Genomic DNA, 25620 nt, shown 5'->3' with positions numbered 1-25620 from the left:
TTATTTAGTTATGGAGTGATTATATGAAATCAGTTTGGAGTGAAAGTTATAAACCTAATAAAAATAAAGATAAATTAGATATACAAGAGGCAGATGTAGTTATTATAGGGGGAGGAATAGCAGGAGTACTAACTGCCTATATGCTAAAAGAAAATAAAATAAATGCTGTAGTATTAGAGAGAAAAAAGGTGCTAAAAGGGAATACCATGAATACTACTGCTAAAATTACAATACAACATAATATTATATATGATAAGCTAATTAAGGAGTTTGGAAAAGAAAATGCCAAAAGATATGCTTTAGCAAATCAGCTAGCATTAGAAAATTACGAAGAAATAATTAGTAAAAGTAATATTGATTGTAATTTTGAAATTGCAGATGCTTATGTTTATACATTAGACTCTCCTGAAAAAATTGAAAAAGAGTATAAAGCAGCTATAAGTTTAGGAATAGATGCAGAATTAGTAGATAGTATAGAACTTCCATTTGAAATTGCAAAAGCAGTTAAGTTTAAAAATCAAGCAAATTTTAATCCAATAAAATTTTTAAATCATATTATAAAAGATTTAAGGATATATGAAGATACAACAGCTATAGAAGTAAAAGATAATATTGTAGTTACTAATAGGGGAGATATTAAAGCAAAAAGCATAGTAGTTGCAACACACTTTCCTATTATAAATGTACCAGGCTATTATTTCTTAAGGATGCATCAACAAAGGGAATATGTTCTTGCATTGAAAAATGCTCAACTTTTAAAAGGAATGTATATTGACGAGAATGAGTCAGGGTATTCATTTAGAAGATATAAGGATTATTTGATTTTAGGAGGGGAATCTGGTAGAACTGGAAGTAATGAAGATGGAGGCTCATATAAAAAGCTAAGAGATTTTGCTAAAAAGTTTTATCCAGATTCCATTGAAGAATATCATTGGTCTGCACAAGATTGTATTACATCAGATGGAATTCCTTTTATAGGTGCTTATTCAAGAGAACTTCCTAATGTATATGTAGCTACTGGATTTAATAAGTGGGGAATGACATCATCTATGGTTTCAGCAATAATAATTAGCGGATTAATTAATGGTAAAACATATGACTTTAATGAAATATTTGCTCCAAGTAGGTTTGATATGACTGCATCTATTAAAAATCTAGTTAAGGATGGCTTTGAAACTACATATAATTTTATTGCAGAAAAAATAAGAATACCAATGGAAACTGCAGAAAATATTAAAAATGGGCATGCAGGAATAGTATTATATGAAGGAAAAAAGGTTGGAGTATATAAGAATAATGAAGGAAAAATTTATGCAGTAGCTACTAAATGTCCACATTTAGGATGTGAATTAAAGTGGAATGCTGATGATTTATCTTGGGATTGTCCATGTCATGGATCAAGATTTACTTATAAAGGGGAATTTTTGGATTCTCCAACTATTAAAGATTTGAAGTATGAAGAATAAAAGTAATTATACTAATAAAAAAAGATATTTTGAAGGTTGGTATTTTAAACATCAAAGTGAAGATTTTAGTATAGCTTTTATTCCTGGAATAAATATAAATAAGAATGGATATAAATATGCATTTATTCAGATTATTACTGAAAGTGAATCTTATAATATAGATTATGATTTTAATGATTTTTCTATAAGTAAGGATAAGCAAACAATAAAGATAAAAGATAGTATATTTTCCTTAAAGGGTTCAATAATTAATATAAAAAATAAAGATATTAATATAAGAGGAAAACTTACTTATAAAAATATTACATCTACAAAAGGCGATGTAATGGGTCCATTTGCTTACTTTCCTTTTATGGAATGCTCTCATGGAGTTTTAAGTTTAAGTCATAAATTTCATGGAAGTTTATTTATTAATAATGAAGAATTAAAATTTAAAGATTCCATAGGCTATATAGAAAAGGATTCAGGAAGATCTTTCCCTAAAAAGTATTTGTGGCTTCAATCAAATTATTTTAGTAAGAAAGATACAAGTATAATGGTATCTATAGCTGATATACCATTTTTAGGTTTTAATTTTATTGGATGTATTGCTGTGATTTATTATGAAGGAAAAGAATATAGATTGGCTACATATAATGGAGTAAAAGTAATATCCTATAATGAAAAGGGATTAAAAATAAAGAAAGGACCATATAGGTTAGAGGTAGAAATAAAAGAATTATATCCACAGAATCTTTTAGCACCAAATTCTGGAGAAATGATAAGGACAATAAAGGAAAATATAGCCTGTAATGCAAGGTTTAGATTTTTTGAAGGAGAGAATTTAATTTTTAATTTAGATTCTAATAAAACAAGTTTTGAATATGTGATTAATTAAAAAAATGTGAAGTATAATATTAGCTTATACTTCACATTTAATTATTTAAAATGAATTAATTACATTGATTTATGGAATGTTCTATTTATAACATCTAATTGTTGTTCTCTTGTTAACTTAATGAAGTTTACAGCATATCCTGAAACTCTTATAGTTAATTGAGGATATAATTCTGGATGGTCCATTGCATCTAATAAAGTAGCTCTATCAAATACATTTACATTTAAGTGTTGAGCACCTTGAGAGAAGTATCCATCCATCATTGTTCCTAAGTTATGAATTCTATCTTCAGGTGACTTTCCTAATGCATCAGGAATTATTGAGAAAGTATTTGATATACCATCTTGTGAATGTTCATATGGTAATTTAGCAACTGAGTTTAATGATGCTAAAGAACCACTATTATCTCTTCCATGCATTGGGTTAGCTCCTGGAGCAAATGGTTCTCCAGCTTTTCTTCCATCAGGAGTAGTACCAGTCTTTTTACCATAAACAACATTTGATGTTATTGTTAATACTGATTGAGTATGGTATGCATTTCTGTAAGTCTTATTCTTTCTGATCTTATTCATCATGTTTTCAACTAACCAAACAGCTATATCATCAACTCTATCATCATCATTTCCGTATTTAGGGTAGTCACCTTCAACTTCAAAGTCGATAGCTACGCCTTCTTCATTTCTAATTGGCTTAACTTTAGCATATTTGATTGCTGATAAAGAGTCAGCACAAACAGATAACCCTGCTATACCACAAGCCATTGTTCTAAATACATCTCTATCATGTAAAGCCATTTGTAATTTTTCATATGAATACTTATCATGCATATAGTGAATAACATTTAATGTATTAACATAAAGGTTAGCTAACCAATCTGTCATAACATCAAATCTATCCATTACTTCATCGTAGTTTAAGTATTCACCAGTTAAAGCAGCAGTCTTAGGTCCAACTTGCATTCCATACTTTTCATCTTTACCACCGTTTATAGCATAAAGTAATGTTTTAGCTAAGTTAACTCTAGCACCGAAGAATTGCATTTGCTTACCAACTCTCATTGCAGATACACAACAAGCTATTGCATAATCATCTCCCCAGTATGGAGCCATTAAATCATCATTTTCATATTGAACTGAACTTGTATCAATAGAAACCTTTGAACAGAAATCTTTAAATCCTTGAGGTAATCTAGTTGACCAAAGAACAGTTAAGTTTGGTTCTGGTGATGGCCCTAAAGTATATAATGTGTTAAGAATTCTGAAAGAGTTCTTAGTAACTAATGTTCTTCCATCTAATCCCATACCACCGATTGATTCAGTAACCCAAGTTGGATCTCCTGAGAATAAATCATTATATTCTGGAGTTCTTAAGAATTTAACAAGTCTTAATTTCATAACGAAATGGTCAACTAATTCTTGTGCTTCCTCTTCAGTTATTAATCCTGCTTTTAAATCTCTTTCAATATATATATCTAAGAATGTAGAAGTTCTTCCAAGAGACATAGCAGCACCATTTTGGTCCTTTATAGCTCCTAAGAATCCAAAGTATAACCATTGGATAGCTTCTTTAGCATTCTTAGCTGGTCCAGATATATCGAAACCGTAAGTTTCAGCTAATCCTTTTAATTCTTTTAAAGCAACTATTTGATCAGAGATTTCTTCTCTTAATCTAATTACATCTTCATCTATACATTTAACTTCTAAGCTCTTCTTTTGAGCAACTTTATCTTCTATTAATCTATCTACACCGTATAAAGCAACTCTTCTATAGTCACCTATAATTCTTCCTCTACCATAAGCATCTGGAAGTCCAGTTATAACTCCTGATTTTCTTGCAAGTCTCATTTCATCAGTATAAGCATCAAAAACACCTTGATTGTGAGTTTTTCTATACTTTGTAAAGATTTCTGAAATTCTAGGACTTACTTCATAACCATAAGCTTTTGCAGCATTTTCAGCCATTCTAATACCACCGAAAGGCATTACAGCTCTTTTTAATGGAGCATCTGTTTGAACTCCAACTATTTTTTCAAAAGCTTTATCTATATAGCCAGCATTATATTCGTTTATTCCTGATATAGTTTCAGTATCAACATCTAAAACGCCACCATTTTCTCTCTCTTTTTTAAATAGTTCACTAACTTCTTCCCATAACTTTTTAGTTGCATCAGTAGCACCAGTTAAAAAACTATCATCGCCATTGTATGGAGTATAGTTTAATTGAATAAAGTTTCTAACATCAATAGATTTAGTCCATTGACCTTGTTTAAAGTTGATCCATTCTTGCTTCATACATTGCACCCCTTTTTTGTGTATATTTGTAAACTTTCTTAAAATTAGAAATAATTCTCAATGAATAATATTTATCATTTACATTTTATCATCAAGTACTAATAATTGCAAGAAAGTCTTTAGAGTTCATTGAATTCTTAAATTTTAAATATGTTGATTAAGAATAATCTCATTGTATAATTATATATTATAATTAGAAATTTTGGGAGGATTTTTTATGGGTGGTCAAAGAAAAATTTGCAGATGTAGAAATGTTAGCTATTTGGATATAAGACAAGCAATGAAATGCGGTGCTAGGGATATAGAGGATATAATGGAAGCTACCGGTGCAGCTACTTGTTGTGGAGGATGTACAAGTGAGGTATTATCAATGTTAGATTCAGCTTGTACTTGTAATTCTGTTTCTATGAAAGAAGTAGTTGATGCAGTTAAAAATGGCGCTAATTCTTTAGATGAAGTTGGAAATATTACAAAGGCAGGTACTACATGTGGAAGATGTAGACCATTAATACAAAGTATAATTGAATTAAGAAGGTAAACTTATTTTATATTTATATTGAAAATAGACTTAATAATATATTTATTTAGGTCTATTTTTTTTGAATGTTAGTGAGGAAAATTTAACAATTGTGAATGATTATGAATGAATATAAAATAAATGTTGAATGATTATGAATGAAAATGCTTGAATTTAATTAAAAATAATAGTATTATTTAAACAAGGAGTGATTTTTTATGTTAACGGAAGAAAGGCATAAGTTAATATTAGAGGAACTTAAAAAGAATTCAGTAGTATATGTAAGTGAACTCGTAAAGATGTTAGATACTTCAGAGTCAACAATTAGGAGAGACTTAAATTCATTGAATGCAGAAGGTAAACTTAAGAAAGTTCATGGAGGTGCTACTTTAGTTGAAAAGGAATTCAATACAAAGGATTATAACTTAGAAGTAAGAGAAAATTTAAATATTGAAGATAAGGCTATTATTGCAAGGTATGCAGCAAGTTTAGTAACTAAAGAGGATTTTGTTTTTATAGATTCAGGAACAACAACAAATTTAATAATAGATTACTTAGAAGAAACAAATGCTGTATATGTAACTAATGGTATAAATCAAGCAAAGAGATTAATAAGTAAGGGGCTAAAAACTTATATTATTGGGGGGGAATTAAAAAATTCAACTGAAGCAATAGTAGGTGTTGAGGCTATAAATAGTTTAAAGAGATATAACTTTACTAAAGGTTTTTTTGGAACTAATGGTATTTCTGAAAATAGAGGCTTTACTACTCCAGATATTAAAGAGGCCTTAGTTAAAGAAGAAGCTATTAAAAGAACTAGAAATCCTTATATACTTGCAGATAAAACAAAATTTAATGAGATAAGCTGTATTACCTTTGCAGAGATAGATGAAGCAGTAATAATTACTACTAAATTAGAAGATAATAGATATAAAGATAAAACAGAAGTGGTGGAGGTCTTAAAACTATGATATATACTATAACCTTTAATCCAGCTCTTGACTATATAGTGAGAGTGAATGACTTTAAGGTAGGTCAAGTAAATAGAACATCTTATGAAGAGATATATGCAGGAGGAAAAGGAATCAATGTTTCTATAGTTCTAAATAATTTAGATGTAGAAAATATAGCTCTTGGCTTCATAGCAGGTTTCACAGGAGATGAAATTGAAAATAGAGTAAAGAATATGGGCTGCAAGACAGATTTTATTAAGCTTAATAATGGAATGTCTAGAATAAATGTTAAATTAAAATCTAATGAAGAGTCAGAAATAAATGGTCAAGGACCGGTTATTAATGAGAATGATTTAGAGCAATTATTTAATAAATTAGATTTATTTAAAGAAGGCGATGTATTAGTTTTAGCAGGAAGTATACCAAGTACACTTCCAGAAAATATATATGAAATAATTATGAGAAGATTAGAAAATAAAAACATTAAAATAATAGTAGATGCAACAAAGGATTTATTATTAAATGTTTTAAAATATAAACCATTTTTAATTAAGCCTAATCATCATGAGTTAGCTGAATTATTTAATGTTGAAATTAAAAATGAAGAAGAAATTATAAAATATGCTAAAAAACTTAAGGAAATGGGAGCTAGGAATGTATTAATTTCTATGGCTGGTGATGGAGCAATATTTATAACAGAAGATAATAGAGTTATAAAATCAAATGTTCCAAAAGGAGAACTTGTTAATTCTGTAGGAGCCGGAGACTCCATGGTTGGAGGCTTTATTGCTGGATATTTAAATAATAGCAACTTAGAAGAAGCCTTTAAAATGGGAGTTGCAACAGGAAGTGCAAGTGCATTTTCAGAGGGATTAGCAACTAAAGATAAAGTATATAACTTATTAAAAGAAATATTATAATTTGGAGGATTAATTATGAAAATTACAGATCTATTGAATATAAAATCTATAGCAATAAATCCTAAAGTAAATTCTAAAAATGAAGCAATAGATAAGTTAGTAGATTTAATGGATGCTTCAGGAAATTTAGTAGATAAAAATGAATATAAGAAAGCTGTGTTAGCTAGAGAAGAACTTAGCACTACTGGAATAGGTGATGGAATAGCTATACCGCATGCCAAAACAAAAGCAGTTAAGAATGCCGGATTAGCAGCTATGATAGTAAATGATGGAGTAGATTATGACTCCCTTGATGGGAATCCAGCAAAGATATTCTTTTTAATAGGTGCTCCAGATGGAGAAAATAATGTACATTTAGAAGTATTAGCAAGACTATCAACTATGTTAATGGATGAGAAGTTTAGAAATGCTTTAGAAAACTCAAAAACTCCAGAAGAATTTGTAGATTTAATTGATGAATTTGAAAATGAAAAAGTAAACAAAGTAAAAGAAGAAAGTAAAGATGGATATAGAGTATTAGCAGTAACAGCATGCCCAACAGGAATTGCTCATACTTTTATGGCAGCTGAAAGCTTAGAAGAAAAAGCTAAGAATATGGGAGTTACAATAAAAGTAGAAACAAATGGTTCAGGTGGAGCTAAAAATGTATTAACTGCTAAAGAAATAGAAGAAGCAGAGTGTATAATAATAGCAGCTGATAAAAAGGTTGATATGGCGAGATTTAACGGAAAGAAAGTTATTCAAACTAAGGTAGCTAACGGAATTCATAAGGCAGAAGAGTTAATAAATAAAGCTATATCAGGAGATGCTCCAGTTTATAATCATAGTGGTTCAAAAAATGCAGATGAAGAAGTTTCAGGTGAAAATGAAAGTATAGGACGTCAAATATATAAGCACCTTATGAATGGTGTATCACATATGCTACCATTTGTTATTGGTGGGGGTATATTAATTGCCTTAGCATTCTTATTTGATGACTATAGTATAGATCCTGCAAACTTTGGGATGAATACACCATTTGCAGCATTCTTAAAAACTGTAGGTGGTACTGCCTTTGACTTTATGTTACCAATATTAGCTGGATATATTGCTATGAGTATAGGTGATAGACCAGCACTTGCAGTAGGTTTTGTAGGCGGTATGCTTGCAAATAAAGGTGGATCAGGATTCTTAGGAGCATTACTTGCAGGTTTTATAGCTGGATATTTAGTAGTAGGATTAAAGAAGTTATTTGAAAAGCTTCCTAATAGTTTAGAAGGGTTAAAACCAGTATTATTATATCCTTTCTTTGGTATATTATTAATAGGTGCAATTATAATGTTTATAATTAACCCACCAGTGTCAGCTTTAAATACTGGAATTACTAATGCATTAAACAACATGGGAGAAAGTAGTAGAATATTACTTGGTGCAGTTTTAGGTGGTATGATGGCCTTCGATATGGGTGGACCTTTAAATAAGGCTGCATACGTATTTGGAACAGCATCATTAGCTAATGGACAATTTGAAATTATGGCAGCAGTTATGATTGGCGGTATGGTTCCTCCATTAGCAATAGCTTTATGCAGTACATTCTTTAAAAAGAAGTTTACAAAAAAGGAAAGACAATCAGCAGTTACTAATTATGTAATGGGATTATCATTTATAACTGAAGGAGCAATTCCTTTTGCAGCTGCAGATCCAATAAGAGTAATACCTTCTTGTGTAATTGGATCAGCGACAGCAGGTGCACTTTCAATGTTCTTTGGTTGTGCCTTAAGAGCGCCTCATGGTGGAATATTCGTTTTACCAGTTATAAGCAATCCTATTGGATATTTTATAGCTTTAGTAGCTGGTTCAGTAATAGGAATGTTAGTTTTAGCTGTTTTAAAGAAAAGTAAATATTAATATAATGTAGAAATAACCATAAGAATATCTTATGGTTATTTCTACATAAAAAGCAATAAAAGTCCAAAAAATAAATAAAATTGGAGGAATTATCAGATAATTCTTATTATTCGAATGTTAAGACTTTGATAAAAATAATTATATGTAATATAATCTATTTATAGAAAAAATTTAAAGTCCATATAGGAGTGTGATAAAAATGAAGAGTTTAAAAGGAACTAAAACTGCTGAAAATTTAATGAAATCTTTTGCTGGTGAATGTCAAGCAAGAACAAGATACACTTACTATGCAAGCGTAGCTAAAAAAGAAGGATATGTTCAAATTTCAAACATATTTATGGAAACTGCTGAACAAGAAAAAGAACATGCAAAGAGATTTTATAAGTTCTTAAAGGATGAATTCGCTGGAGAAGCTATAGAAATAACTGCAGGATATCCAGTAGCATTATTTGAAAATACTGCTAAAAACTTAGAAGCAGCTGCAGAAGGAGAAAATGAAGAATGGACTCAACTTTATCCAGAGTTTGCAAGAGTTGCAAGAGAAGAAGGATTCCCAGGAATTGCTGTTGCTTATGAAAGAATTATGGAAGTAGAAAACATGCATGAAAAAAGATATAAAAAATTACTTAAGAATATAGAAGATGGAAAAGTATTTAAGAAAGACGAAGTAGTTTTATGGAAGTGTGGAAATTGTGGATATATATTTGAAGGAGCAGAAGCACCAGAAGTATGTCCAGCATGTTTACATCCAAAGGCTTACTTTGAAGTTTTCTCTGAAAATTATTAATATGTTATTAGAGGCTTAGGAGATAAATCTCTTAAGTCTTTTTTTTTATATATTATAGTTACTCAAATGATATATTACTTTTAAAAATTTAATGTATAATTAATATATAAATAAAACTGAAAGGTGAATAGTATGTTTAGCTCCTTAAATAAAAAAGTTAAAGTTATTTATATATTTTTAGGGATTATAATTTTTTTTATTTGGTCATTAACAGCAGTGGGGTTATATATAACAAAAAACTCTGCAACGGGATCAATAAGTAATAGTTATAAAAGTATAGATTCAATAAAAAGCATGATAAATGCAGTAAACAATCAAGAGAAAGCAATATTGATTTATCTTCAAGGAGATAAAGAAAAAGCAATTAATATATTCCATACAAATGATGATGAATTCTATAAGTGGTTATATATTGCTAAAGGAAATATTACAGATGATAAAGAAACCCAATTAATAGATAAGGTTAATTATGAATATATAGAATTTGGTAAGCTTTTCTCATTAATTCAAGATTATAGTAACGGAGAAAATCATGATGAACTAGTGAAGTTTTATAATGAAAAAATAGAACCTCAAGTATTAGTAGTTATTGAGGATTTAAATAATTTGGAAAAGTTGAATGAAGATATTATTTTAATAGAAAGAGATACTTTTCAAAGCAAAACAAAAGAAGTTATATATTCGATTGCTTTATTTTTTTTAGTGGTTGCTATTATCTTTGGAGTAATCATATTTATTTTAATAAATAGGTATTTTTATGCTATTAATTTATTAGTTTATTCATTAAATGATTCAATAATATTATTAGATAAAGATTATAAAATTAAATTTATTAACAAAAATGGCATTAAATTATTTCAAATTAATGAAAAGGATTATAAGAAAAAATATTTATTAGATTTAATTAATTTACCAGAAATATACAATTTAATTCAAGAGTATGAAGTAAGTAAAGAAAATAATAAAATAATAGAAATAATTTATAAAAATAAAAGACTATATCTTCAAATAGATATATCTTCAAATACAAATAAAAATAGAAGAAATAAAGATATATTATTAGTTATTAAAGATACTACAGAAGTAATAGAGTCAGAAACAGCTAATAAAAATTTAATATATACTATCTCACATGAATTAAAAACTCCATTGACTTCAATTATGATGGGGATAGGACTTATAAAAAATGATAGTATTGGCAAATTAAATATAAAACAAAAAGATATAGTAGATACTATGGAAGAAGATGTTCAGAAATTAAATGAATTAGTATCAGATTTATTAAAGGTTTATGAAATACAATCTAATAGAAATAGCTTGAACAAAAAAAGTTATGATATAAGCAAGATTATAGGGGAAGCTTTTTCTAATTTTGAATTTCAAGCAAAGGAAAAAAACATATCTTTAAAGTTAAATTTGAATTCAAAGTTACCTTATGTAATGATAGATACTGAAAAGATAAAGTGGGTTCTAAATAACTTAATTTCTAATGCTATAAGATATACGGAAAATGGTATAGTACAAATTAATGCTAAATATGATAAGGAAAAGATATTTGTTTCTGTAACAGATACTGGGAGAGGTATTCCAGAAGAGTATTTAAACAAAGTATTCGAAAGATTTGTTAGGGTTGAAGGATTTGATATACCTCAAGAAAGTACAGGATTAGGACTAGCTATTGCTAAAGAAATAGTAGAAATACATGGTGGAGAAATATGGTGTGAGAGTAAAACAGGAGTAGGTAGTAAGTTTACATTCACTATTCCATTAAATAAAAATTAGGGTTTAGGAGTTGAGGTTATGAAAAGAGTTTTAGTTATAGATGACACCAAAAATATTAGGAATTTATTAAGTACTTGTCTTGAAATAAGAGGATATAATGTAATTACAGCAGATAATGGAGTAGAAGCATTAAGAATAATAAAAAACAAAGATGTAAAAATAAATTTAATATTTTTAGATATTAGGATGCCTGGTATAAGTGGGACAGAACTTCTAAAGAATATTAAAGAAGAAAGAGAAAACTGTCCAGTAATAATAATGACAGCTTTTGCTACAGTAAAAAATGCAATTGAATGTACAAAATTAGGAGCACTAGTATATTTACAGAAACCTTTTTCAACAGATAGGATAAATAGTGTACTAGCTGAGATAGAAGAAAAAATGGAAGAAAATATTGAAAATAATGAAGAAGATAACTTATTAAAAGAGGCTAAACTATTACTTAATAATAAGGAAAATGCAATACAAGCATACAAGATATTAAAGAAAGCAATTGGATTTGATCCATATAATAAGGAAGTATATTTATTAATTAGTAAAGTAAATAAAATATTGGGAAATGAAGAAGAAGCTAAAAGATTTGAAAAAATATATAAACTTTTTTAAAAAATACATATTTTGTTAAATAATGTTTTAAATTTATAAAAACTAATATATAATTAAATTATTAGAATTTTTATTAGATTAGGAGAGGAGAAAGTATGTTTTTAAAAGAATTAAATAAAGAAGAATCTATATGTTTTTTAAATTTAGTTTCAATTTTCACTAAAGTTGATAATAAGTTTGCAAAAGAAGAAAAAGTTTTAGTTCATGAGTATAAAGAAGAGTTAGGAATAAATAGTGAAGAAATTCAAACTATGGAATATGATGATATAATAAAAAAATTAAATAATTCATCAGATAAGTCTAAGCTAATTATTTACTTTGAATTAGTTGGATTGGCTTTAGTTGATGGGGACTATGAAAATGAAGAAGTTGATTTCTTAGAAAAAATAGCATATGAATTTAAGATATCAAGAGCAAAGAGATTTGCTATAGCAAATTATTTTTATAACTTTACAGATATCTACAAATTTACAACAGTAGATGCAGACAATAATATAGAGCTTTTAAGAGAACAGGCAAAAGCAATTATAAATTAATATAATTAATTTATAATGCAATAGATAGTTAAAGGATAAGTTTATATATAATAAGGGAGTAAATTTTCCCTTATTTTTTTCTACATATTTTACAAATAGTTTACTATTTAACCAAGGAAGATTAATTGAAAAAGAAAAATATATTATGTAAAATATATTTGGATTAAGGAATTAAACAAATAAGGGAGATAAAAATAAATTATGATAATAATATTATTATTAATATCAGTATTTGCATCAATTAAATTAGCTGAAGAAAAAAGACAAAATAAATTTATATGGGCAATAGCAACAGCTTTAATTGGACCATTTATTTTAAGTATTCAGTATTTAGTTGCATGGTACAAATATAAAAATTCAATAATATAATTATTAGCTGTATTAAAAGGTAATTTTCAACTTTTTAATACAGCTTTTTATTTAATTATCTATAGATATAAATTTATAAGGTGTGGATAATAAAAGAATTATATGTTAAAATTGTGGAAAGTTATCCACAAAATGTGGATAAATATTAAAAAGTGTTGAAAACTTTTAAAGTGACCTTGACACAATATATATGTACTGAATATATGTTTGTAACAATATGATGATTTTTGTTGAAGATTAAACTTACATGTTATATAAAGTATAATAAGAAATAAAGTATATATATGTATAAAAATAAAGTTATGCACAGTTTGGATAAAATGTGGATAAAAACTGTGGATAATGTTACAATTATAATGAAAATATAGAAATAATCACAGCATTTTAAATTTATCCTGTGGAAAACTTTGTGATTTTTGGTGAATAAATTTAAATAGTTATGAGAAAAATGTAGAAATAATTAAAAGTATAAGGGAGAATAATATGAAGTTTGATAAAAATATTTTTGAAGGGGAATTTATATGTAGACCTAATAGATTTAATGCAAAAGTTTTATTAAATGATGAAGAGATAATTGTACATGTTCCTAATACAGGAAGATGTAGAGAAATATTGAAAGAAGGAACTAAGGTTTTTTTAAGAGAAGAGTTAAATCCTAATAGAAAGACTAAATATGATTTGATTGCAGCTATGAAAGGCGATATATTTATTAATATTGATTCACAGGTTCCAAACAAAGTAGTTCATGAAGCTTTACAAAATAAAAAAATTGAAAATTTAAAAAAATATAGTAAAATAAACAGAGAAAAGACTTTTGGAAAAAGTAGATTTGATTTTAAGTTATCCACAGAAAGTGATGAAATATATTATTTAGAAGTAAAAGGAGTTACTTTGGAAGAAGATGGTCATTGCAGATTCCCTGATGCACCTACAGAAAGAGGCACTAGGCATATAATGGAACTTATCGAAGCTAAAAAACAAGGATATGGTGCAGGGATTTTATTTTTAATACAATTAGATAATGTCTGTACATTTTCTCCAAATTATGAAACCGATATTGAATTTGCTAAAGCTTTAAGGTTAGCTAAAGATAATGGAGTTGATATAATGGCCTATAGTTGTATTGTGGGCAAAAAAATCATTGAAATAAATAAAGAGATTGATATAATATTGTAATTAATCTAGTTTTTACTAATTAAGAGGTGGAATATGAAGTATAAATTTTGCCCTATGTGTGGTAGAGGATTGGAAGAGAAATTTAGTTGGGATGAAGGTGGGGTCCCATATTGTTCTCATGATGATATAATGTTTTTTGATACTCCTAGACCATGTATAATGGTTGCAATAATAAAAGATGATGAAATATTATTATTAAAACAAAGCTATATATATGAGAATTCAAAGGTATTATTATCAGGTTATGTTAGTAATAATGAAACAGCAGAAGAGGCAGTGCGTAGAGAAGTTGAAGAAGAGGCTGGTATAGAGATAAATAATATAAGATATTTAGGTTCAGATTATGTAGCCGATAAAGAAATTTTAATGATCACATTTGTTGCAGATTTTGTTTCAGGAGAAATTAAGAAATCTGAAGAAGTAGAAGGAATTGGGTGGACAAAACTTTCTAAGGCCTTAGAAGAGATGAAAGAAGATATTATAGGAACAAAAGTAGTTAAAAAAGTATTAAAATTAAAAGAATTATAAAGAAATGGGCTGTTCTAAACAGCCCATTTCTTTATAATTCTTCTCTAAGTATTTCAAAACTCAATATATTATTTGAGTAAGTTATTTCTGCTTTATCAATCATCATACCAACTAGAGCAAGCTCACCATCTGCTTCACTTTCTCCACCTAAATTCCAATAATACTCTTCAATTTCGTGTTGTCTATGAGTATTTAATATGTTAGTTAGGTTATCTAATTCATCTGAATCTATATTATTGATTTTTCCCCAAATATGAAAGGCTGTGGAAGAATCAATTTTTCTTAATTGCACATCAATATCTTTTGCTCCTAACTTGTGGAGATAAGTCATTAGTTCATTAATAATTTTTAGATTTCTTTCAAATTGGTATTTCATTTTATAAAATCTCCTTCTTAAAAATATTTATTATTGGAATTAAAATCATTGCTACGAATCCTGCTGCTAATCCATTGTTATATAAATTAAGTCCACCATGAAGATACCCTATATTGCTTACCATACTTACATGTAAAAATCCAGCCAATATTCCGATTTTATATCCAAATTTACCGGCTATTGGAGCAAGAGCAGTAGAAAAAAGAATAGCTAGTATCAATGATGGAGAATTAATAGGATTAATATTAATTAAGGAACCTAAGATTGCCCCTATAATAACGGGGATAACGTTTACTAAGTGTTTACCAAAGGCTCCGAAACCAACAATAGTAAATATTCCTGCAATAGTAGGACCGTTTAAATGAGATTTTAATGCTAATACAAGAACTGTTGATAAAAAACATAATATTCCCATATTAAAATAGCATGTATTTCCAAAGGATATATAGAAATCACTAACTAACTTACCAGACTGTTTAGTTAATGATAAAAAATCTTTTTTTATTGATGGATTTTTGTAAACTCCAAGGAAAATCAAATAAATTGATATAATTAATAATAAAATTGCAAAAATATAATTTGAGTCTGTATTCCATAACATTCTAGATTCAAATTCTATACCTAAGGATCTTAATATAGACATTAATAATGTAGCATATATACCAGCCGAAAAACCGATATTATATAAATTATAGCCACTATGTACCTTAATGCAATGTGAAGAAATAGGAGCTAATATAAATCCTGTTAATAATCCTATTAGATATCCTAATATGATTCCAATAGGTCTTGAAAAGAAACTTGTAAAACTGAGCTGACTTACTGTAGGTGCTAATGTAGTAGAAAGCATTGCAACTAAACTATAATTAAGAAAAGGTTCTTTTTGATATCTGGAGTAAAGATAAACACCAGCAATAATTGGCCAAATATTCAGTATATTTTTTCCGAAAAAAGAAAAACCAGTCATTAGCCATAAAGACATAATAGTAGAGCCAATTGGTTTGACACCTATAAATGCTAAAAGAAGTAACGAAAATATGCTAGTTAAAGCAGAGTTAATAAGAGAAGCACCTATTCCACCGATTTCTACATAATCAGAAATTAATATATCTGGACTTAGAATTATATTTTTTAATCCTTTTATAATTTCAATTGGAGAATCTAAAATAAATGCAAACACAATAAAAAATAGATAAATAGTCATTAAAATAGTGTATGGTGGATATAATTTAAATTTTTTTATATGAATCACCTCTTAGAAATTATTAATATTTAGATATAATGAATATATTATATATTGATTCTTATTTAATAATTTTATAAAATAATCTAGTTAAACATATATTAATATGATAAAAAAATAGTATAATATAATTATACGAAAAAAAATAATAAAGAGAAAGAAAAAAATAGGAGGAGTTTTATATGGATGGGAAAAAAGTAAAACAGGTACCAGAGATAAAAGGAGCATTAAGAAGCCATGTAATAGAGGTTCCTTCCTGTATTAGAGATTGTAGTGGGATAAAAATATTTGGCAAAAGAATAAAATCTTTATTATTTACAACTGATGTAGCAATTATAAAAAATACAAATGCAGATGCAATAATTGCGGTATATCCTTTCACGCCTCAACCTATTATAACTCAAGCTTTAGTTATGGCTGCAGATGTACCTGTTTTTTGTGGTGTTGGAGGCGGAATTACTCAAGGAAAAAGAGTAGTTAATTTAGCTTTAGATGCAGAATTTAAAGGTGCTATGGGTGTTGTTGTAAATGCACCAACTTCTAATGAAATAATAAGAAATGTAAAAGAAATAATAGACATACCTGTAATAGTTACAATAGTATCTGAGTGTGAAAATATAGCAGAAAGAATAGAAGCTGGAGCTACTATATTAAATGTATCTGGAGGCAAAAATACTCCAAGTATAGTTAAAAAAATAAGAGGAGAGTTCCCGAATTTTCCAATAATAGCTACTGGTGGTCCAACTAATGAAAGCATTATGAGGACTATTGAAGCAGGCGCAAATGCAATAACCTATACTCCACCACCATCAGGAGAAGTAATGGGGCAATTAATGGACAAATATAGGGGAGAAAATTAAAAAAAAGTTTAATTCACTTGTATAAATATAGAATAACAATTTGAAAAAGTGTATAATAATAAATAGAATGAAAAAAGCCACTATGAGTAACCATGGTGGCTTTAGCATAATATATTAAAGTATATTGGAGGTAATATATGAAGCTTTTTGGGGCAAGTAAAATAGAAGGTAATGATTTAGTAATAGGAGGTATCAAAGCTAGTGACTTAGCTAAAGCATATGGTACACCACTTTACGTAATGGATGAACAACTTTTACTAGATAAATGTAGGGGCTATATAAGGGGTTTTAAAGTTAAAGAAAATAATAATAGGGTAGCTTTCGCAGGAAAAGCATTTTTAACATTAGAAATGTGTAAGTTAATCAATGAAGAAGGGCTATATTTAGATGTAGTTTCTGGTGGAGAATTATATACTGCATATAAAGCTAACTTTCCTATGGAAAAAATATATTTTCATGGAAATAATAAAACCTTCGAAGAAATAGAATTTGGGATTAAATTAGGTGTAGGAAGATTTATTGTAGATAATATAGAAGAAATAATTAAAATTAATGAAATAGCAGAAAGTTATGATAAAAAGCAAGATATATATCTAAGATTAACACCAGGAATAGAAGCACATACTCATGATTATATAAAAACAGGACAAATAGATTCCAAGTTTGGATTTGCACCTGTAGGAAATATTATTATGGATGCTGTGAAGAAATCCTTGGAGTTAGATAATATAAATTTAGTAGGTCTTCATTGTCATATAGGCTCACAAATATTTGAGACAGAACCTTTTAAGGACGCTGCTGAAGTTATGTTAAATTATATATATGATATAAAACAAGAAACAGGTCATTATATAGGAGAACTAGATCTAGGAGGCGGATTTGGAATTTATTATTCTGAAGGTGATAAGCCGAAAAAAATAGAAGAGTATTGTAATGTTATATTAGATTCTGTAGAAAAAAAATGTGAAGCTTTAGGAATTAAGAAGCCTATATTAACAATAGAGCCAGGTAGATCCATTGTGGCAAACGCAGGAATTACATTATATACTGTAGGAACTATTAAAGATATACCTGGAGTTAGAAAGTATTTATCAGTAGATGGTGGAATGACGGATAATATTAGGCCAGCATTATATGGTGCAAAATATGAAGCTTTAATTGCAAATAAAGCATCAGAGCCAATGACTGATACAGTAACAATAGCAGGTAAGTGCTGTGAATCAGGAGATATATTAATTCAAGATATACAAATTCAAAAAGCAAAAAGTGGTGATACTTTAGCTATTTTATCAACTGGTGCTTATGGATTTTCAATGGCAAGTGGATATAATAAAATAACTAGACCAGCAGTAGTTTTTGCAAGAAATGGTGAAGCAAGATTAGTTGTAAAGAGACAAAGTTACGAAGATTTAATTAAAGAAGAAGTATAATAGTATTAAAAGGAGCTGTATATAAATCATTATTTAGTTGTATGATTTTATATGGCTCTATTTTAGTAGATTGAATGCTATTTAAAATTGTAATAATATGATATACTAAAATATAATATAGAGTATAGAGAGAGGTGATTAAAAGTAAATTTATGGAGAAAAAGGAATATGTAATTGATAGAATAGAAGGGGAATATGTTGTATTAGAAGGTTTAGAGGGAGTAACATTTAATATTGAAAAGAAGTGTATAGCTGGTGAGGCAAAAGAAGGAGATATACTTTACGAAAAAGATAACCTTTATTATATAGATAATGAAGCTACTAAGTTAAGAAAAAAAGAGATAGAGAAATTAATGAAAGGATTATGGGAGGAATGACAGAAAACAATATAGAAAGTAATGAGAAAAAAAGAGGTTCAATAGAAAATTTTATTTATGAGTGGATAATTCCAATAATTTCAGCATTTATTATTACGTTTTTAATACATAAATTTGTATTGTATAAAGTTTATATTCCAACAGAATCTATGGTACCAACTTTAAATGTTGGAGATAGATTATTTGTAACAAGAGTTTATAATTTAGATAAATTACAAAGAGGCGACATATTAGTTTTTTATTCCGAAGAACTTCAAGAGGATTTGATTAAAAGATTAATTGGATTGCCTGGAGATAAAATTGAAATAAAAAATGGAGTCGTTTCTATAAATGGTGAAATATTAGAAGAAGATTATATAGGAGCAAAAGATACAGTTAATGGGGTGTATGAAGTTCCAGAAGGAAAGTACTTCTTTTTAGGAGATAATAGACTATATTCTAAAGATTCTAGGTACTGGATTAATCCTTATATCGATGGTAAAGATATTGCTGGAAAGGCACAAATTAAGGTATATCCTTTTGATCAAATAGGAAAAGTAAAATAGTTTTGGAAAGGGAATAATATGGATAATAAGAATACTGAAGAAAATAATAACAATAATAAAAAGCAGAATACTATAATATATGCAATTTTAGCATTTTTATTTTTATATGGATTTACTGCAACTAAAAATCTTATGACTACAGATCAAATTAGTTATAATAAGTTTTTAAGCATGTTAGAGAATAAGCAAGTAGAAAGCGTTATTATTTCATCAAGTGAAATAAAAATCTTACCTAAAGAAAATGAAGAAGACGGTTCAAAAAGAAAAATATTATATACTGGCAATGTAAATGATCCAAATTTAATAAATTTATTAAATGAGTCAGGTGTAGAATATAAAGCAGAAGCTATAAAAGATAACTTTTTTGCAGACTTTATATTTAGTTGGGTAATTATGCCCATAATACTTTTTGGTATTTTTAGATTTTTAGCTGGAAGAATAGGAAAGAGAATGGGAGCAGGGCCTATGATGGGCTTAGGTAAAAGTAATGCTAAGGTCTATAAAGAAAATGATATAAAAGTTACTTTTGATGATGTAGCAGGTCAAGATGAAGCAAAAGAATCATTAAAAGAAATAATAGATTACTTAAACAATGCATCTAAGTATACGGAGATTGGAGCAAAGCTTCCAAAAGGTGCACTTTTAGTTGGGCCTCCGGGAACAGGAAAAACATTACTTGCAAAAGCTGTTGCAGGTGAAGCAAATGTACCATTTTTATCTATATCTGGTTCAAACTTTGTTGAAATGTTTGCTGGAATGGGAGCAGCTAAGGTTAGGGATTTATTCCAAGAAGCAGAAAAAAATGCTCCATGTATAATATTTATAGATGAAATAGACTCTATTGGTAAGAGTAGAGATTCACAACTTCAAACAAATGATGAAAGAGAGCAAACATTAAATCAATTATTAACACAAATGGATGGATTTGATTCAACTAAAGCAATAGTTGTTTTAGCTGCAACAAATAGACCGGAAATATTAGATAAAGCTTTGTTAAGACCAGGAAGATTTGATAGAAGAGTTATAGTTGATAGACCTGATCTTAAGGGAAGAATTGATATTTTGAAGGTTCATTCTAAAGGAGTTAAACTTAGTGAGGATGTAGATTTAGAGGAAATTGCTAAAAGTACTCCAGGAGCTGTAGGAGCAGATTTAGCCAACATAGTAAATGAAGCAGCTTTAGGAGCTGTTAAACATGGAAGAGAATATGTAATGCAAGAAGATTTAAGAGAAGCAGTTGAAGTTATTATAGCTGGTAAGGAGAAGAAAGATAGAATTTTATCTCCAATGGAAAAGAGAGTAGTAGCCTTTCATGAAGTAGGTCACGCTTTAGTAGCAGCACTTTTAGAAAATACAGATCCAGTTCATAAGATTACTATAGTTCCAAGAACTATGGGGGCTTTAGGATATACAATGCAGTTACCAGAAGAAGAAAAATATCTTGTTTCTAAGGAAGAATTAACTAATCAAATTATGGTTATGTTAGGTGGTAGATCTGCTGAAGAAGAGGTCTTTAATTTAGTTTCAACAGGAGCATCTAATGATATAGAAAGAGCCACTAAAACTGCAAGAAGTATGGTAACTATCTATGGTATGACTGATAAGTTTGATATGATGGCTTTGGAATCTCTCCAAAATAGATATTTAGATGGAAGAGCTGTTAGAGAATGTAGTGAAGAAACATCAACTTTAATTGATCAAGAAGTATTAAATATTATAAGAACCTGTCATCAAAATACTAGAAGGATATTAAATGAAAATAGAGATTTACTAGATAGAATTTCTGAATATTTACTAGAAAAGGAAACTATATTCGGAGATGAGTTCATGGAGTTTGTATATGAAAAATATCCAGACTTAAAGAAAAAGAAAGAAAAAAAGGATAGAGATAAAGCAGAAAACAAATCAGAAGTAAATCTTTCGCTAGATGATAGCAAAGATAATACTGAAGTAAAAGAAGATTAAAATGAAGTTGATTTAGAATGAAGAGAAGTTTAAAATAATAAAAGTTGGTTAATTTAATGAAAGAGTGTGCAATTTTTTGTTACACTCTTTCTTAGTAAAAAAATCAAAGGGGGAAATGCTCTTGGATAAAATTGAATTCTTAAAGGAAGAGGAAAATCTAGAAAAAACATTAAATATACTTAATGATGAAACATTAAATTATATAGAGAAAAGAAAAGCTATTTCTGAATATATACTTGACTACAGAAAAAAGTATATTGAGGAATATAGAGATGATGAAGATAAATTAATAGAATACTTCGATCATGAAAGATATATAAAAGAAGAAAGTTATAAAGCTATTGATAGAAAATTATCTGAATTTGTGAAACTTAAGGAATCACCTTACTTTGGAAAGATTAATTTTATTGATGATGGCTTTAATGAAGAATTATATATTGGAAGGTACGGATTAACACCAGAAGGAAGTTATGATCCGGTAATTGTAGATTGGAGAGCGCCAGTTGCATCTTTATTTTACAAAGGAATGTTAGGAGAAACCAGTTATGAAAGTCCTCAAGGAGAAATTCCTGTAGATATATTAAGTAGAAGGCAACTAATGATAAAAAAGGCTAAATTAGAAGGATATTTTGATTCTGATATAAATATACAAGATGAAATATTACAAATGGTACTTTCATCGAATTCAGGAGAAAAACTTAAGGATATAGTAAATACAATACAAAAAGAACAAGATGAAATAATTAGAGCTGATAGAAATAAAGTAGTTGTAGTTAATGGTGTAGCTGGGTCTGGTAAAACTACAATAGCTCTTCATAGAGTAGCGTATTTATTATATAACTATAGGCAACAACTAACTGATAAAGTATTAATTCTTGGACCAAATGATATTTTTATGGATTATATATCAGAAGTTTTGCCTAATTTAGGTGAAACAGCAGTTAAAAATGAGACTTTCTTATCATATGCATATAAGGAAATAGGTCTTAATGAAGATGTTAAAGATATAAGTTCATATTTAGAAGAGGTTCTAAAGGGAAATGAAGAAGTAATAGATGAGATAAGATATAAGTCATCTAAGGATTTCATTGATTTACTAGATAAAAAAATAATTGATATAGAAGAAAATTATTTCAAAATAAAACCTGTGAAATTCTTAAATGAAGAAATTGTTTCAGAAGAAGAAATAAATGAATTATTTGAAAAGCATTATAAGTATATGCCTATATTTAGAAGAAGTCAAAAGATTAAGAGAATATTATTTTCTAAAATTAAAGATAAGAGAGATGAAAAGGTTAGAGAAATTAATAAAAATGCTGAAGATGAGAGAGCAAAATTATCAGTAGATGAATTAACTATTGAAGAAAATAATATAGAATTCAGAAGAAAGATTGCAATAAGAGATGTAATTAGAGAAGTTATGAAATCTAAGGCTGAAATAGAGGCTTGGATTGAGAATGAAGAAATAGTTAATATATATAAACAATTCATGAATATAGAAAATCTATCATATTTAGATTTGGCTGGAATTTTATATTTAATGATAAAATTAGATGGGAAAAAAGCAAATTATGAAATTAAGCACATAGTTATTGATGAAGCTCAAGACTATAATATGCTTCAATTTATAGTTATCAAGGAATTGACTGGATGTAGAAGCTATACTATAGTAGGTGATTCAAATCAAAGATTAGTTAAGGCTGAAGAAGTCCCTGCAATGTTAAGATTAAAAGATATTTTTGGAGGCTTCTTTAACTTATATAATCTAAATAAAAGCTATAGATCTACTTATCAAATTATGGAATATGCTAATAAATTTTTAGATGAAGAGTCTGTAGTACCTTTTGTTAGAAAAGGAGAATTTGATGTTTTGGAAACTACAGTTCCAAAAGAAGATTTAGAAGATTTAATAGAAGTTATAGTGAACCTTTTAGAAGACTATCAAGAAGAAAAATATGAAAATGTGGCTATTATAATTAAGGATAAGGAAGAAGTAAATATTATTTCTCCAGAACTTAAAAAGCGCACAAATATATTAGCATTTAATAAATCTGATATAGTTTATAGAGGGGGAAAAGTCCTTGTTCCCTCTTATTATGCTAAGGGGTTAGAGTTCGATGCTGTAATAATGGTTGATTTTGATGAAAATACTGATAATTTAATTAAATATATAATGAGTACAAGGGCATTGCATAGGTTATCTGTAATAAAAATAAGATAATAAATTGGGTTGTCTTACGACAACCTTTTTTTATTACTAGTAATATAATAGCTATATCTTTTTTATTGTGAAAATTCACAAGATATGAGTTGATTTATTAGTCATTATTTAGGAAAACAAGTCTAAAGTATGAATAAAATTGAATTTAGAAAAAAAGATAATATAATTAAATTATGACTTTTATGTAAACGGTGTAGGGGGGGTGTAAATGGATTGCTTTTATGAGCAGTTTCAGACAAAGGACTATCGTAGCATAGAAAAAATAATTAATATTTTGAAAAAAGTATCTCTATCTATAGCAATATTGCTTATGGCGATGTTAAATATAGTAGGTGCAATATTTTTTGCATTAGTATATTTTGGTATATCACTATTATCAAGACAGATAATAGTAGAATACGAATATGAGCTTACAGGAAATGAACTTTCTATTTACAAGATTATGAATAAGAGTAAAAGAAGAGAATTAGGAAGCTTTAATATAAAAGAAATAACTAGTGTAAGAACTTTAGAAAAATTAAATGGTAATACTAAATTTATTAAAGCTTATTTATCAGATTCAGGAATTAAACCTATGGTTTATGTAGTTAATACCTCTGAAGGTGTTACAGGATTTCAGTTAGCAGTAGATGAAAAATTATTAGATTTAATAAAAAAGGTAAACCCATTAGTATTTTATTAATATATTTGGAGGAGAGAAATATGGCAGGTTTAAAATTAAAAGGTATTAAAAAGGTATATGATAATGGATTTCAAGCAGTTAAGGACTTTAATTTAGATATTGAAGACAGAGAATTCATTGTTTTTGTTGGTCCATCAGGATGTGGTAAGTCAACAACTCTAAGAATGATTGCTGGATTAGAAGAAATATCAAGTGGAGAATTATATATTGATGATAAATTAGTAAATGATATTCCACCTAAAGATAGAGACATAGCTATGGTTTTCCAAAACTATGCATTATATCCACACATGACTGTTTATGAAAATATGGCATTTGCACTTAAGCTTAGAAAGGTATCAAAAGCTGAAATAGATAAAAAGGTTAGAGAAGCAGCTAAGATATTAGATATAGAACATTTACTAGATAGAAAGCCAAAGGCATTATCAGGTGGACAAAGACAAAGAGTTGCTATGGGAAGAGCTATAGTTAGAAGCCCAAAGGTATTCTTAATGGATGAACCTTTATCAAATCTTGATGCTAAATTAAGAGTTCAAATGAGAATAGAAATATCAAAATTATATAATGAGTTAAATACAACATTTATATATGTTACACATGACCAAACAGAAGCAATGACTTTAGGAACTAGAATAGTAGTTATGCAAGATGGAGTTGTTCAACAAGTTGCATCACCTACTGAAATATATAACCATCCAGCAAACTTATTCGTTGCAGGATTTATAGGAAGTCCACAAATGAATATGACATATGGACAAACTTCTGTAGAAAATGGAAAGCAATACGTTAAGGTATTTGATAAATTAATGGAAATTCCTGAAGATAAAGCTAAAGTTATAAAAGAAAAGAATGCAGAAAACATAGATGTAATAGTAGGAATAAGACCAGAAAATATATATCATACTAAGGAAGAATTAGCAAAGCCAGGAGTTGTTTCTTTTAGTGGAGTAGTTGACTTAATGGAAAACTTAGGTGCTGAAATATATATCCATATTAAGAAGGATGGAGCAAACTTTATTATTAAATCAAGAACAGTTGCAAACTATAAGATTGGTGATCCAATAGAATTTGGATTTGATGCTAATAAGATTCATATATTTGATAAAGAAGAACAAAATACAATATTCTAGTCAAACGTAAAATGAAAAATTAATGAGGAAACTTCTTAAGGAGTTTCAGATATGAATATATTTTTAAATGGAGCTGTTAGCGCAGCTCCATTTTAT

At 28.0% G+C, this 25620-nt stretch carries 24 protein-coding genes; 21 read left to right on the top strand and 3 right to left on the bottom strand.

The window, feature by feature from the left end:
- The first annotated feature begins 23 nt into the window (after positions 1 to 23).
- Positions 24 to 1466 (top strand): FAD-dependent oxidoreductase, encoded by a 1443-nt coding sequence (locus ACQRD5_RS13180; protein ID WP_291628310.1) that lies wholly within the window; start codon positions 24 to 26, stop codon positions 1464 to 1466.
- Positions 1456 to 2343, top strand: a complete 888-nt coding sequence (locus ACQRD5_RS13175) for a tocopherol cyclase family protein (protein ID WP_291628309.1) — start codon at positions 1456 to 1458, stop codon at positions 2341 to 2343. Before ACQRD5_RS13180 ends, ACQRD5_RS13175 begins: the two co-directional genes overlap by 11 nt.
- 59 nt (positions 2344 to 2402) lie before the next feature.
- Here ACQRD5_RS13175 and pflB read toward each other — a convergent pair whose 3' ends face one another.
- Positions 2403 to 4634 (bottom strand): formate C-acetyltransferase, encoded by a 2232-nt coding sequence (gene pflB / locus ACQRD5_RS13170; RefSeq protein WP_291628308.1) that lies wholly within the window; start codon positions 4632 to 4634, stop codon positions 2403 to 2405.
- A gap of 217 nt (positions 4635 to 4851) precedes the next feature.
- On the opposite strand from pflB, the gene ACQRD5_RS13165 reads away from it, so the two are divergent.
- The 11 genes from ACQRD5_RS13165 to ACQRD5_RS13115 all read left to right on the top strand — a co-directional run bounded on the left by ACQRD5_RS13165 (position 4852) and on the right by ACQRD5_RS13115 (position 14695).
- Complete coding sequence (locus ACQRD5_RS13165; RefSeq protein ID WP_291628307.1) at positions 4852 to 5172, top strand: (2Fe-2S)-binding protein; 321 nt, start codon at positions 4852 to 4854, stop codon at positions 5170 to 5172.
- Positions 5173 to 5369: 197 nt separating this feature from the next.
- Positions 5370 to 6122, top strand: coding sequence for a DeoR/GlpR family DNA-binding transcription regulator (locus tag ACQRD5_RS13160; protein ID WP_291628306.1), 753 nt, complete (start codon positions 5370 to 5372; stop codon positions 6120 to 6122).
- On the top strand, positions 6119 to 7024 hold the full coding sequence (gene pfkB, locus ACQRD5_RS13155; RefSeq protein WP_291628305.1) for a 1-phosphofructokinase: 906 nt from the start codon (positions 6119 to 6121) through the stop codon (positions 7022 to 7024). Before ACQRD5_RS13160 ends, pfkB begins: the two co-directional genes overlap by 4 nt.
- A gap of 15 nt (positions 7025 to 7039) precedes the next feature.
- Positions 7040 to 8911 carry a PTS fructose transporter subunit IIABC gene (locus ACQRD5_RS13150; protein WP_291628304.1) on the top strand — a complete coding sequence of 624 codons (1872 nt, stop codon included), beginning with the start codon at positions 7040 to 7042 and terminating at the stop codon, positions 8909 to 8911.
- A 199-nt stretch (positions 8912 to 9110) separates the two neighbouring features.
- Complete coding sequence (rbr, locus tag ACQRD5_RS13145) at positions 9111 to 9698, top strand: rubrerythrin (RefSeq protein WP_291628303.1); 588 nt, start codon at positions 9111 to 9113, stop codon at positions 9696 to 9698.
- A gap of 216 nt (positions 9699 to 9914) precedes the next feature.
- The gene (locus tag ACQRD5_RS13140) at positions 9915 to 11480 is read left to right on the top strand and encodes a sensor histidine kinase (RefSeq protein WP_427746942.1); all 1566 of its coding nucleotides are present in this window, start codon (positions 9915 to 9917) and stop codon (positions 11478 to 11480) included.
- Between the two features lie 18 nt (positions 11481 to 11498).
- Positions 11499 to 12086: a response regulator gene (locus tag ACQRD5_RS13135; RefSeq protein WP_291628301.1), complete on the top strand. Its 588-nt coding sequence runs from the start codon at positions 11499 to 11501 to the stop codon at positions 12084 to 12086.
- 95 nt (positions 12087 to 12181) lie between these two features.
- Positions 12182 to 12622 carry a hypothetical protein gene (locus ACQRD5_RS13130; RefSeq protein ID WP_291628298.1) on the top strand — a complete coding sequence of 147 codons (441 nt, stop codon included), beginning with the start codon at positions 12182 to 12184 and terminating at the stop codon, positions 12620 to 12622.
- Between the two features lie 201 nt (positions 12623 to 12823).
- The gene (locus tag ACQRD5_RS13125; protein WP_291628297.1) at positions 12824 to 12991 is read left to right on the top strand and encodes a hypothetical protein; all 168 of its coding nucleotides are present in this window, start codon (positions 12824 to 12826) and stop codon (positions 12989 to 12991) included.
- Between the two features lie 483 nt (positions 12992 to 13474).
- On the top strand, positions 13475 to 14167 hold the full coding sequence (gene sfsA, locus ACQRD5_RS13120; RefSeq protein WP_291628294.1) for a DNA/RNA nuclease SfsA: 693 nt from the start codon (positions 13475 to 13477) through the stop codon (positions 14165 to 14167).
- A gap of 33 nt (positions 14168 to 14200) precedes the next feature.
- Positions 14201 to 14695: an NUDIX domain-containing protein gene (locus ACQRD5_RS13115; protein WP_291628292.1), complete on the top strand. Its 495-nt coding sequence runs from the start codon at positions 14201 to 14203 to the stop codon at positions 14693 to 14695.
- A 31-nt stretch (positions 14696 to 14726) separates the two neighbouring features.
- On the opposite strand, the gene ACQRD5_RS13110 is transcribed toward ACQRD5_RS13115, so the two are convergent.
- Positions 14727 to 15071 (bottom strand): hypothetical protein, encoded by a 345-nt coding sequence (locus ACQRD5_RS13110; RefSeq protein ID WP_291628290.1) that lies wholly within the window; start codon positions 15069 to 15071, stop codon positions 14727 to 14729.
- Between the two features lies 1 nt (position 15072).
- Positions 15073 to 16251: a DUF1576 domain-containing protein gene (locus ACQRD5_RS13105; RefSeq protein WP_291628287.1), complete on the bottom strand. Its 1179-nt coding sequence runs from the start codon at positions 16249 to 16251 to the stop codon at positions 15073 to 15075.
- A 245-nt stretch (positions 16252 to 16496) separates the two neighbouring features.
- On the opposite strand from ACQRD5_RS13105, the gene ACQRD5_RS13100 reads away from it, so the two are divergent.
- The 8 genes from ACQRD5_RS13100 (at position 16497) to ACQRD5_RS13065 (ending at position 25524) form a co-directional block, all read left to right on the top strand.
- Positions 16497 to 17174, top strand: a complete 678-nt coding sequence (locus ACQRD5_RS13100; RefSeq protein ID WP_291628284.1) for a hydrolase — start codon at positions 16497 to 16499, stop codon at positions 17172 to 17174.
- A 137-nt stretch (positions 17175 to 17311) separates the two neighbouring features.
- A complete protein-coding gene (gene lysA / locus ACQRD5_RS13095; protein WP_291628282.1) occupies positions 17312 to 18604 on the top strand; it encodes a diaminopimelate decarboxylase in 1293 nt (430 codons plus the stop codon).
- A 152-nt stretch (positions 18605 to 18756) separates the two neighbouring features.
- Positions 18757 to 18981 carry a DUF3006 domain-containing protein gene (locus tag ACQRD5_RS13090; protein WP_291628279.1) on the top strand — a complete coding sequence of 75 codons (225 nt, stop codon included), beginning with the start codon at positions 18757 to 18759 and terminating at the stop codon, positions 18979 to 18981.
- Positions 18978 to 19526, top strand: coding sequence for a signal peptidase I (lepB, locus tag ACQRD5_RS13085; RefSeq protein WP_291628277.1), 549 nt, complete (start codon positions 18978 to 18980; stop codon positions 19524 to 19526). Before ACQRD5_RS13090 ends, lepB begins: the two co-directional genes overlap by 4 nt.
- Before the next feature lie 18 nt (positions 19527 to 19544).
- The gene (gene ftsH, locus ACQRD5_RS13080) at positions 19545 to 21491 is read left to right on the top strand and encodes an ATP-dependent zinc metalloprotease FtsH (RefSeq protein ID WP_291628275.1); all 1947 of its coding nucleotides are present in this window, start codon (positions 19545 to 19547) and stop codon (positions 21489 to 21491) included.
- Positions 21492 to 21606: 115 nt separating this feature from the next.
- Positions 21607 to 23712 (top strand): HelD family protein, encoded by a 2106-nt coding sequence (locus ACQRD5_RS13075; RefSeq protein ID WP_291628273.1) that lies wholly within the window; start codon positions 21607 to 21609, stop codon positions 23710 to 23712.
- 208 nt (positions 23713 to 23920) lie between these two features.
- Entirely contained in the window at positions 23921 to 24394 is a 474-nt protein-coding gene (locus ACQRD5_RS13070; RefSeq protein ID WP_291628271.1) for a hypothetical protein, read from the top strand.
- A gap of 20 nt (positions 24395 to 24414) precedes the next feature.
- Positions 24415 to 25524 (top strand): ABC transporter ATP-binding protein, encoded by a 1110-nt coding sequence (locus ACQRD5_RS13065; protein ID WP_291628269.1) that lies wholly within the window; start codon positions 24415 to 24417, stop codon positions 25522 to 25524.
- The last annotated feature ends 96 nt before the right edge of the window (positions 25525 to 25620 follow it).

This window comes from Clostridium sp. SGI.024 (assembly GCF_050315195.1).
Classification (GTDB): domain Bacteria; phylum Bacillota; class Clostridia; order Clostridiales; family Clostridiaceae; genus Clostridium.
The sequence above is the reverse complement of the archived record's forward strand: the minus strand, read 5'-3'. Positions and strand labels throughout refer to the sequence as shown.

What these genes read in the sequence shown, in the direction of transcription:
- sfsA (WP_291628294.1), top strand. Translation starts at nt 13,475, where the DNA reads ATGAAGTTTGATAAAAATATTTTTGAAGGGGAATTTATATGTAGACCT.
- ACQRD5_RS13100 (WP_291628284.1), top strand. Translation starts at nt 16,497, where the DNA reads ATGGATGGGAAAAAAGTAAAACAGGTACCAGAGATAAAAGGAGCATTA.
- ACQRD5_RS13125 (WP_291628297.1), top strand. Translation starts at nt 12,824, where the DNA reads ATGATAATAATATTATTATTAATATCAGTATTTGCATCAATTAAATTA.
- ACQRD5_RS13075 (WP_291628273.1), top strand. Translation starts at nt 21,607, where the DNA reads ATGCTCTTGGATAAAATTGAATTCTTAAAGGAAGAGGAAAATCTAGAA.
- ACQRD5_RS13130 (WP_291628298.1), top strand. Translation starts at nt 12,182, where the DNA reads ATGTTTTTAAAAGAATTAAATAAAGAAGAATCTATATGTTTTTTAAAT.
- ACQRD5_RS13110 (WP_291628290.1), bottom strand. Translation starts at nt 15,071, where the DNA reads ATGAAATACCAATTTGAAAGAAATCTAAAAATTATTAATGAACTAATG.
- rbr (WP_291628303.1), top strand. Translation starts at nt 9,111, where the DNA reads ATGAAGAGTTTAAAAGGAACTAAAACTGCTGAAAATTTAATGAAATCT.
- ACQRD5_RS13175 (WP_291628309.1), top strand. Translation starts at nt 1,456, where the DNA reads ATGAAGAATAAAAGTAATTATACTAATAAAAAAAGATATTTTGAAGGT.
- ACQRD5_RS13150 (WP_291628304.1), top strand. Translation starts at nt 7,040, where the DNA reads ATGAAAATTACAGATCTATTGAATATAAAATCTATAGCAATAAATCCT.
- ACQRD5_RS13090 (WP_291628279.1), top strand. Translation starts at nt 18,757, where the DNA reads ATGGAGAAAAAGGAATATGTAATTGATAGAATAGAAGGGGAATATGTT.
- ACQRD5_RS13180 (WP_291628310.1), top strand. Translation starts at nt 24, where the DNA reads ATGAAATCAGTTTGGAGTGAAAGTTATAAACCTAATAAAAATAAAGAT.
- pfkB (WP_291628305.1), top strand. Translation starts at nt 6,119, where the DNA reads ATGATATATACTATAACCTTTAATCCAGCTCTTGACTATATAGTGAGA.
- ACQRD5_RS13065 (WP_291628269.1), top strand. Translation starts at nt 24,415, where the DNA reads ATGGCAGGTTTAAAATTAAAAGGTATTAAAAAGGTATATGATAATGGA.
- ACQRD5_RS13070 (WP_291628271.1), top strand. Translation starts at nt 23,921, where the DNA reads ATGGATTGCTTTTATGAGCAGTTTCAGACAAAGGACTATCGTAGCATA.
- lysA (WP_291628282.1), top strand. Translation starts at nt 17,312, where the DNA reads ATGAAGCTTTTTGGGGCAAGTAAAATAGAAGGTAATGATTTAGTAATA.
- pflB (WP_291628308.1), bottom strand. Translation starts at nt 4,634, where the DNA reads ATGAAGCAAGAATGGATCAACTTTAAACAAGGTCAATGGACTAAATCT.
- ACQRD5_RS13165 (WP_291628307.1), top strand. Translation starts at nt 4,852, where the DNA reads ATGGGTGGTCAAAGAAAAATTTGCAGATGTAGAAATGTTAGCTATTTG.
- ACQRD5_RS13160 (WP_291628306.1), top strand. Translation starts at nt 5,370, where the DNA reads ATGTTAACGGAAGAAAGGCATAAGTTAATATTAGAGGAACTTAAAAAG.
- lepB (WP_291628277.1), top strand. Translation starts at nt 18,978, where the DNA reads ATGACAGAAAACAATATAGAAAGTAATGAGAAAAAAAGAGGTTCAATA.
- ftsH (WP_291628275.1), top strand. Translation starts at nt 19,545, where the DNA reads ATGGATAATAAGAATACTGAAGAAAATAATAACAATAATAAAAAGCAG.
- ACQRD5_RS13115 (WP_291628292.1), top strand. Translation starts at nt 14,201, where the DNA reads ATGAAGTATAAATTTTGCCCTATGTGTGGTAGAGGATTGGAAGAGAAA.
- ACQRD5_RS13135 (WP_291628301.1), top strand. Translation starts at nt 11,499, where the DNA reads ATGAAAAGAGTTTTAGTTATAGATGACACCAAAAATATTAGGAATTTA.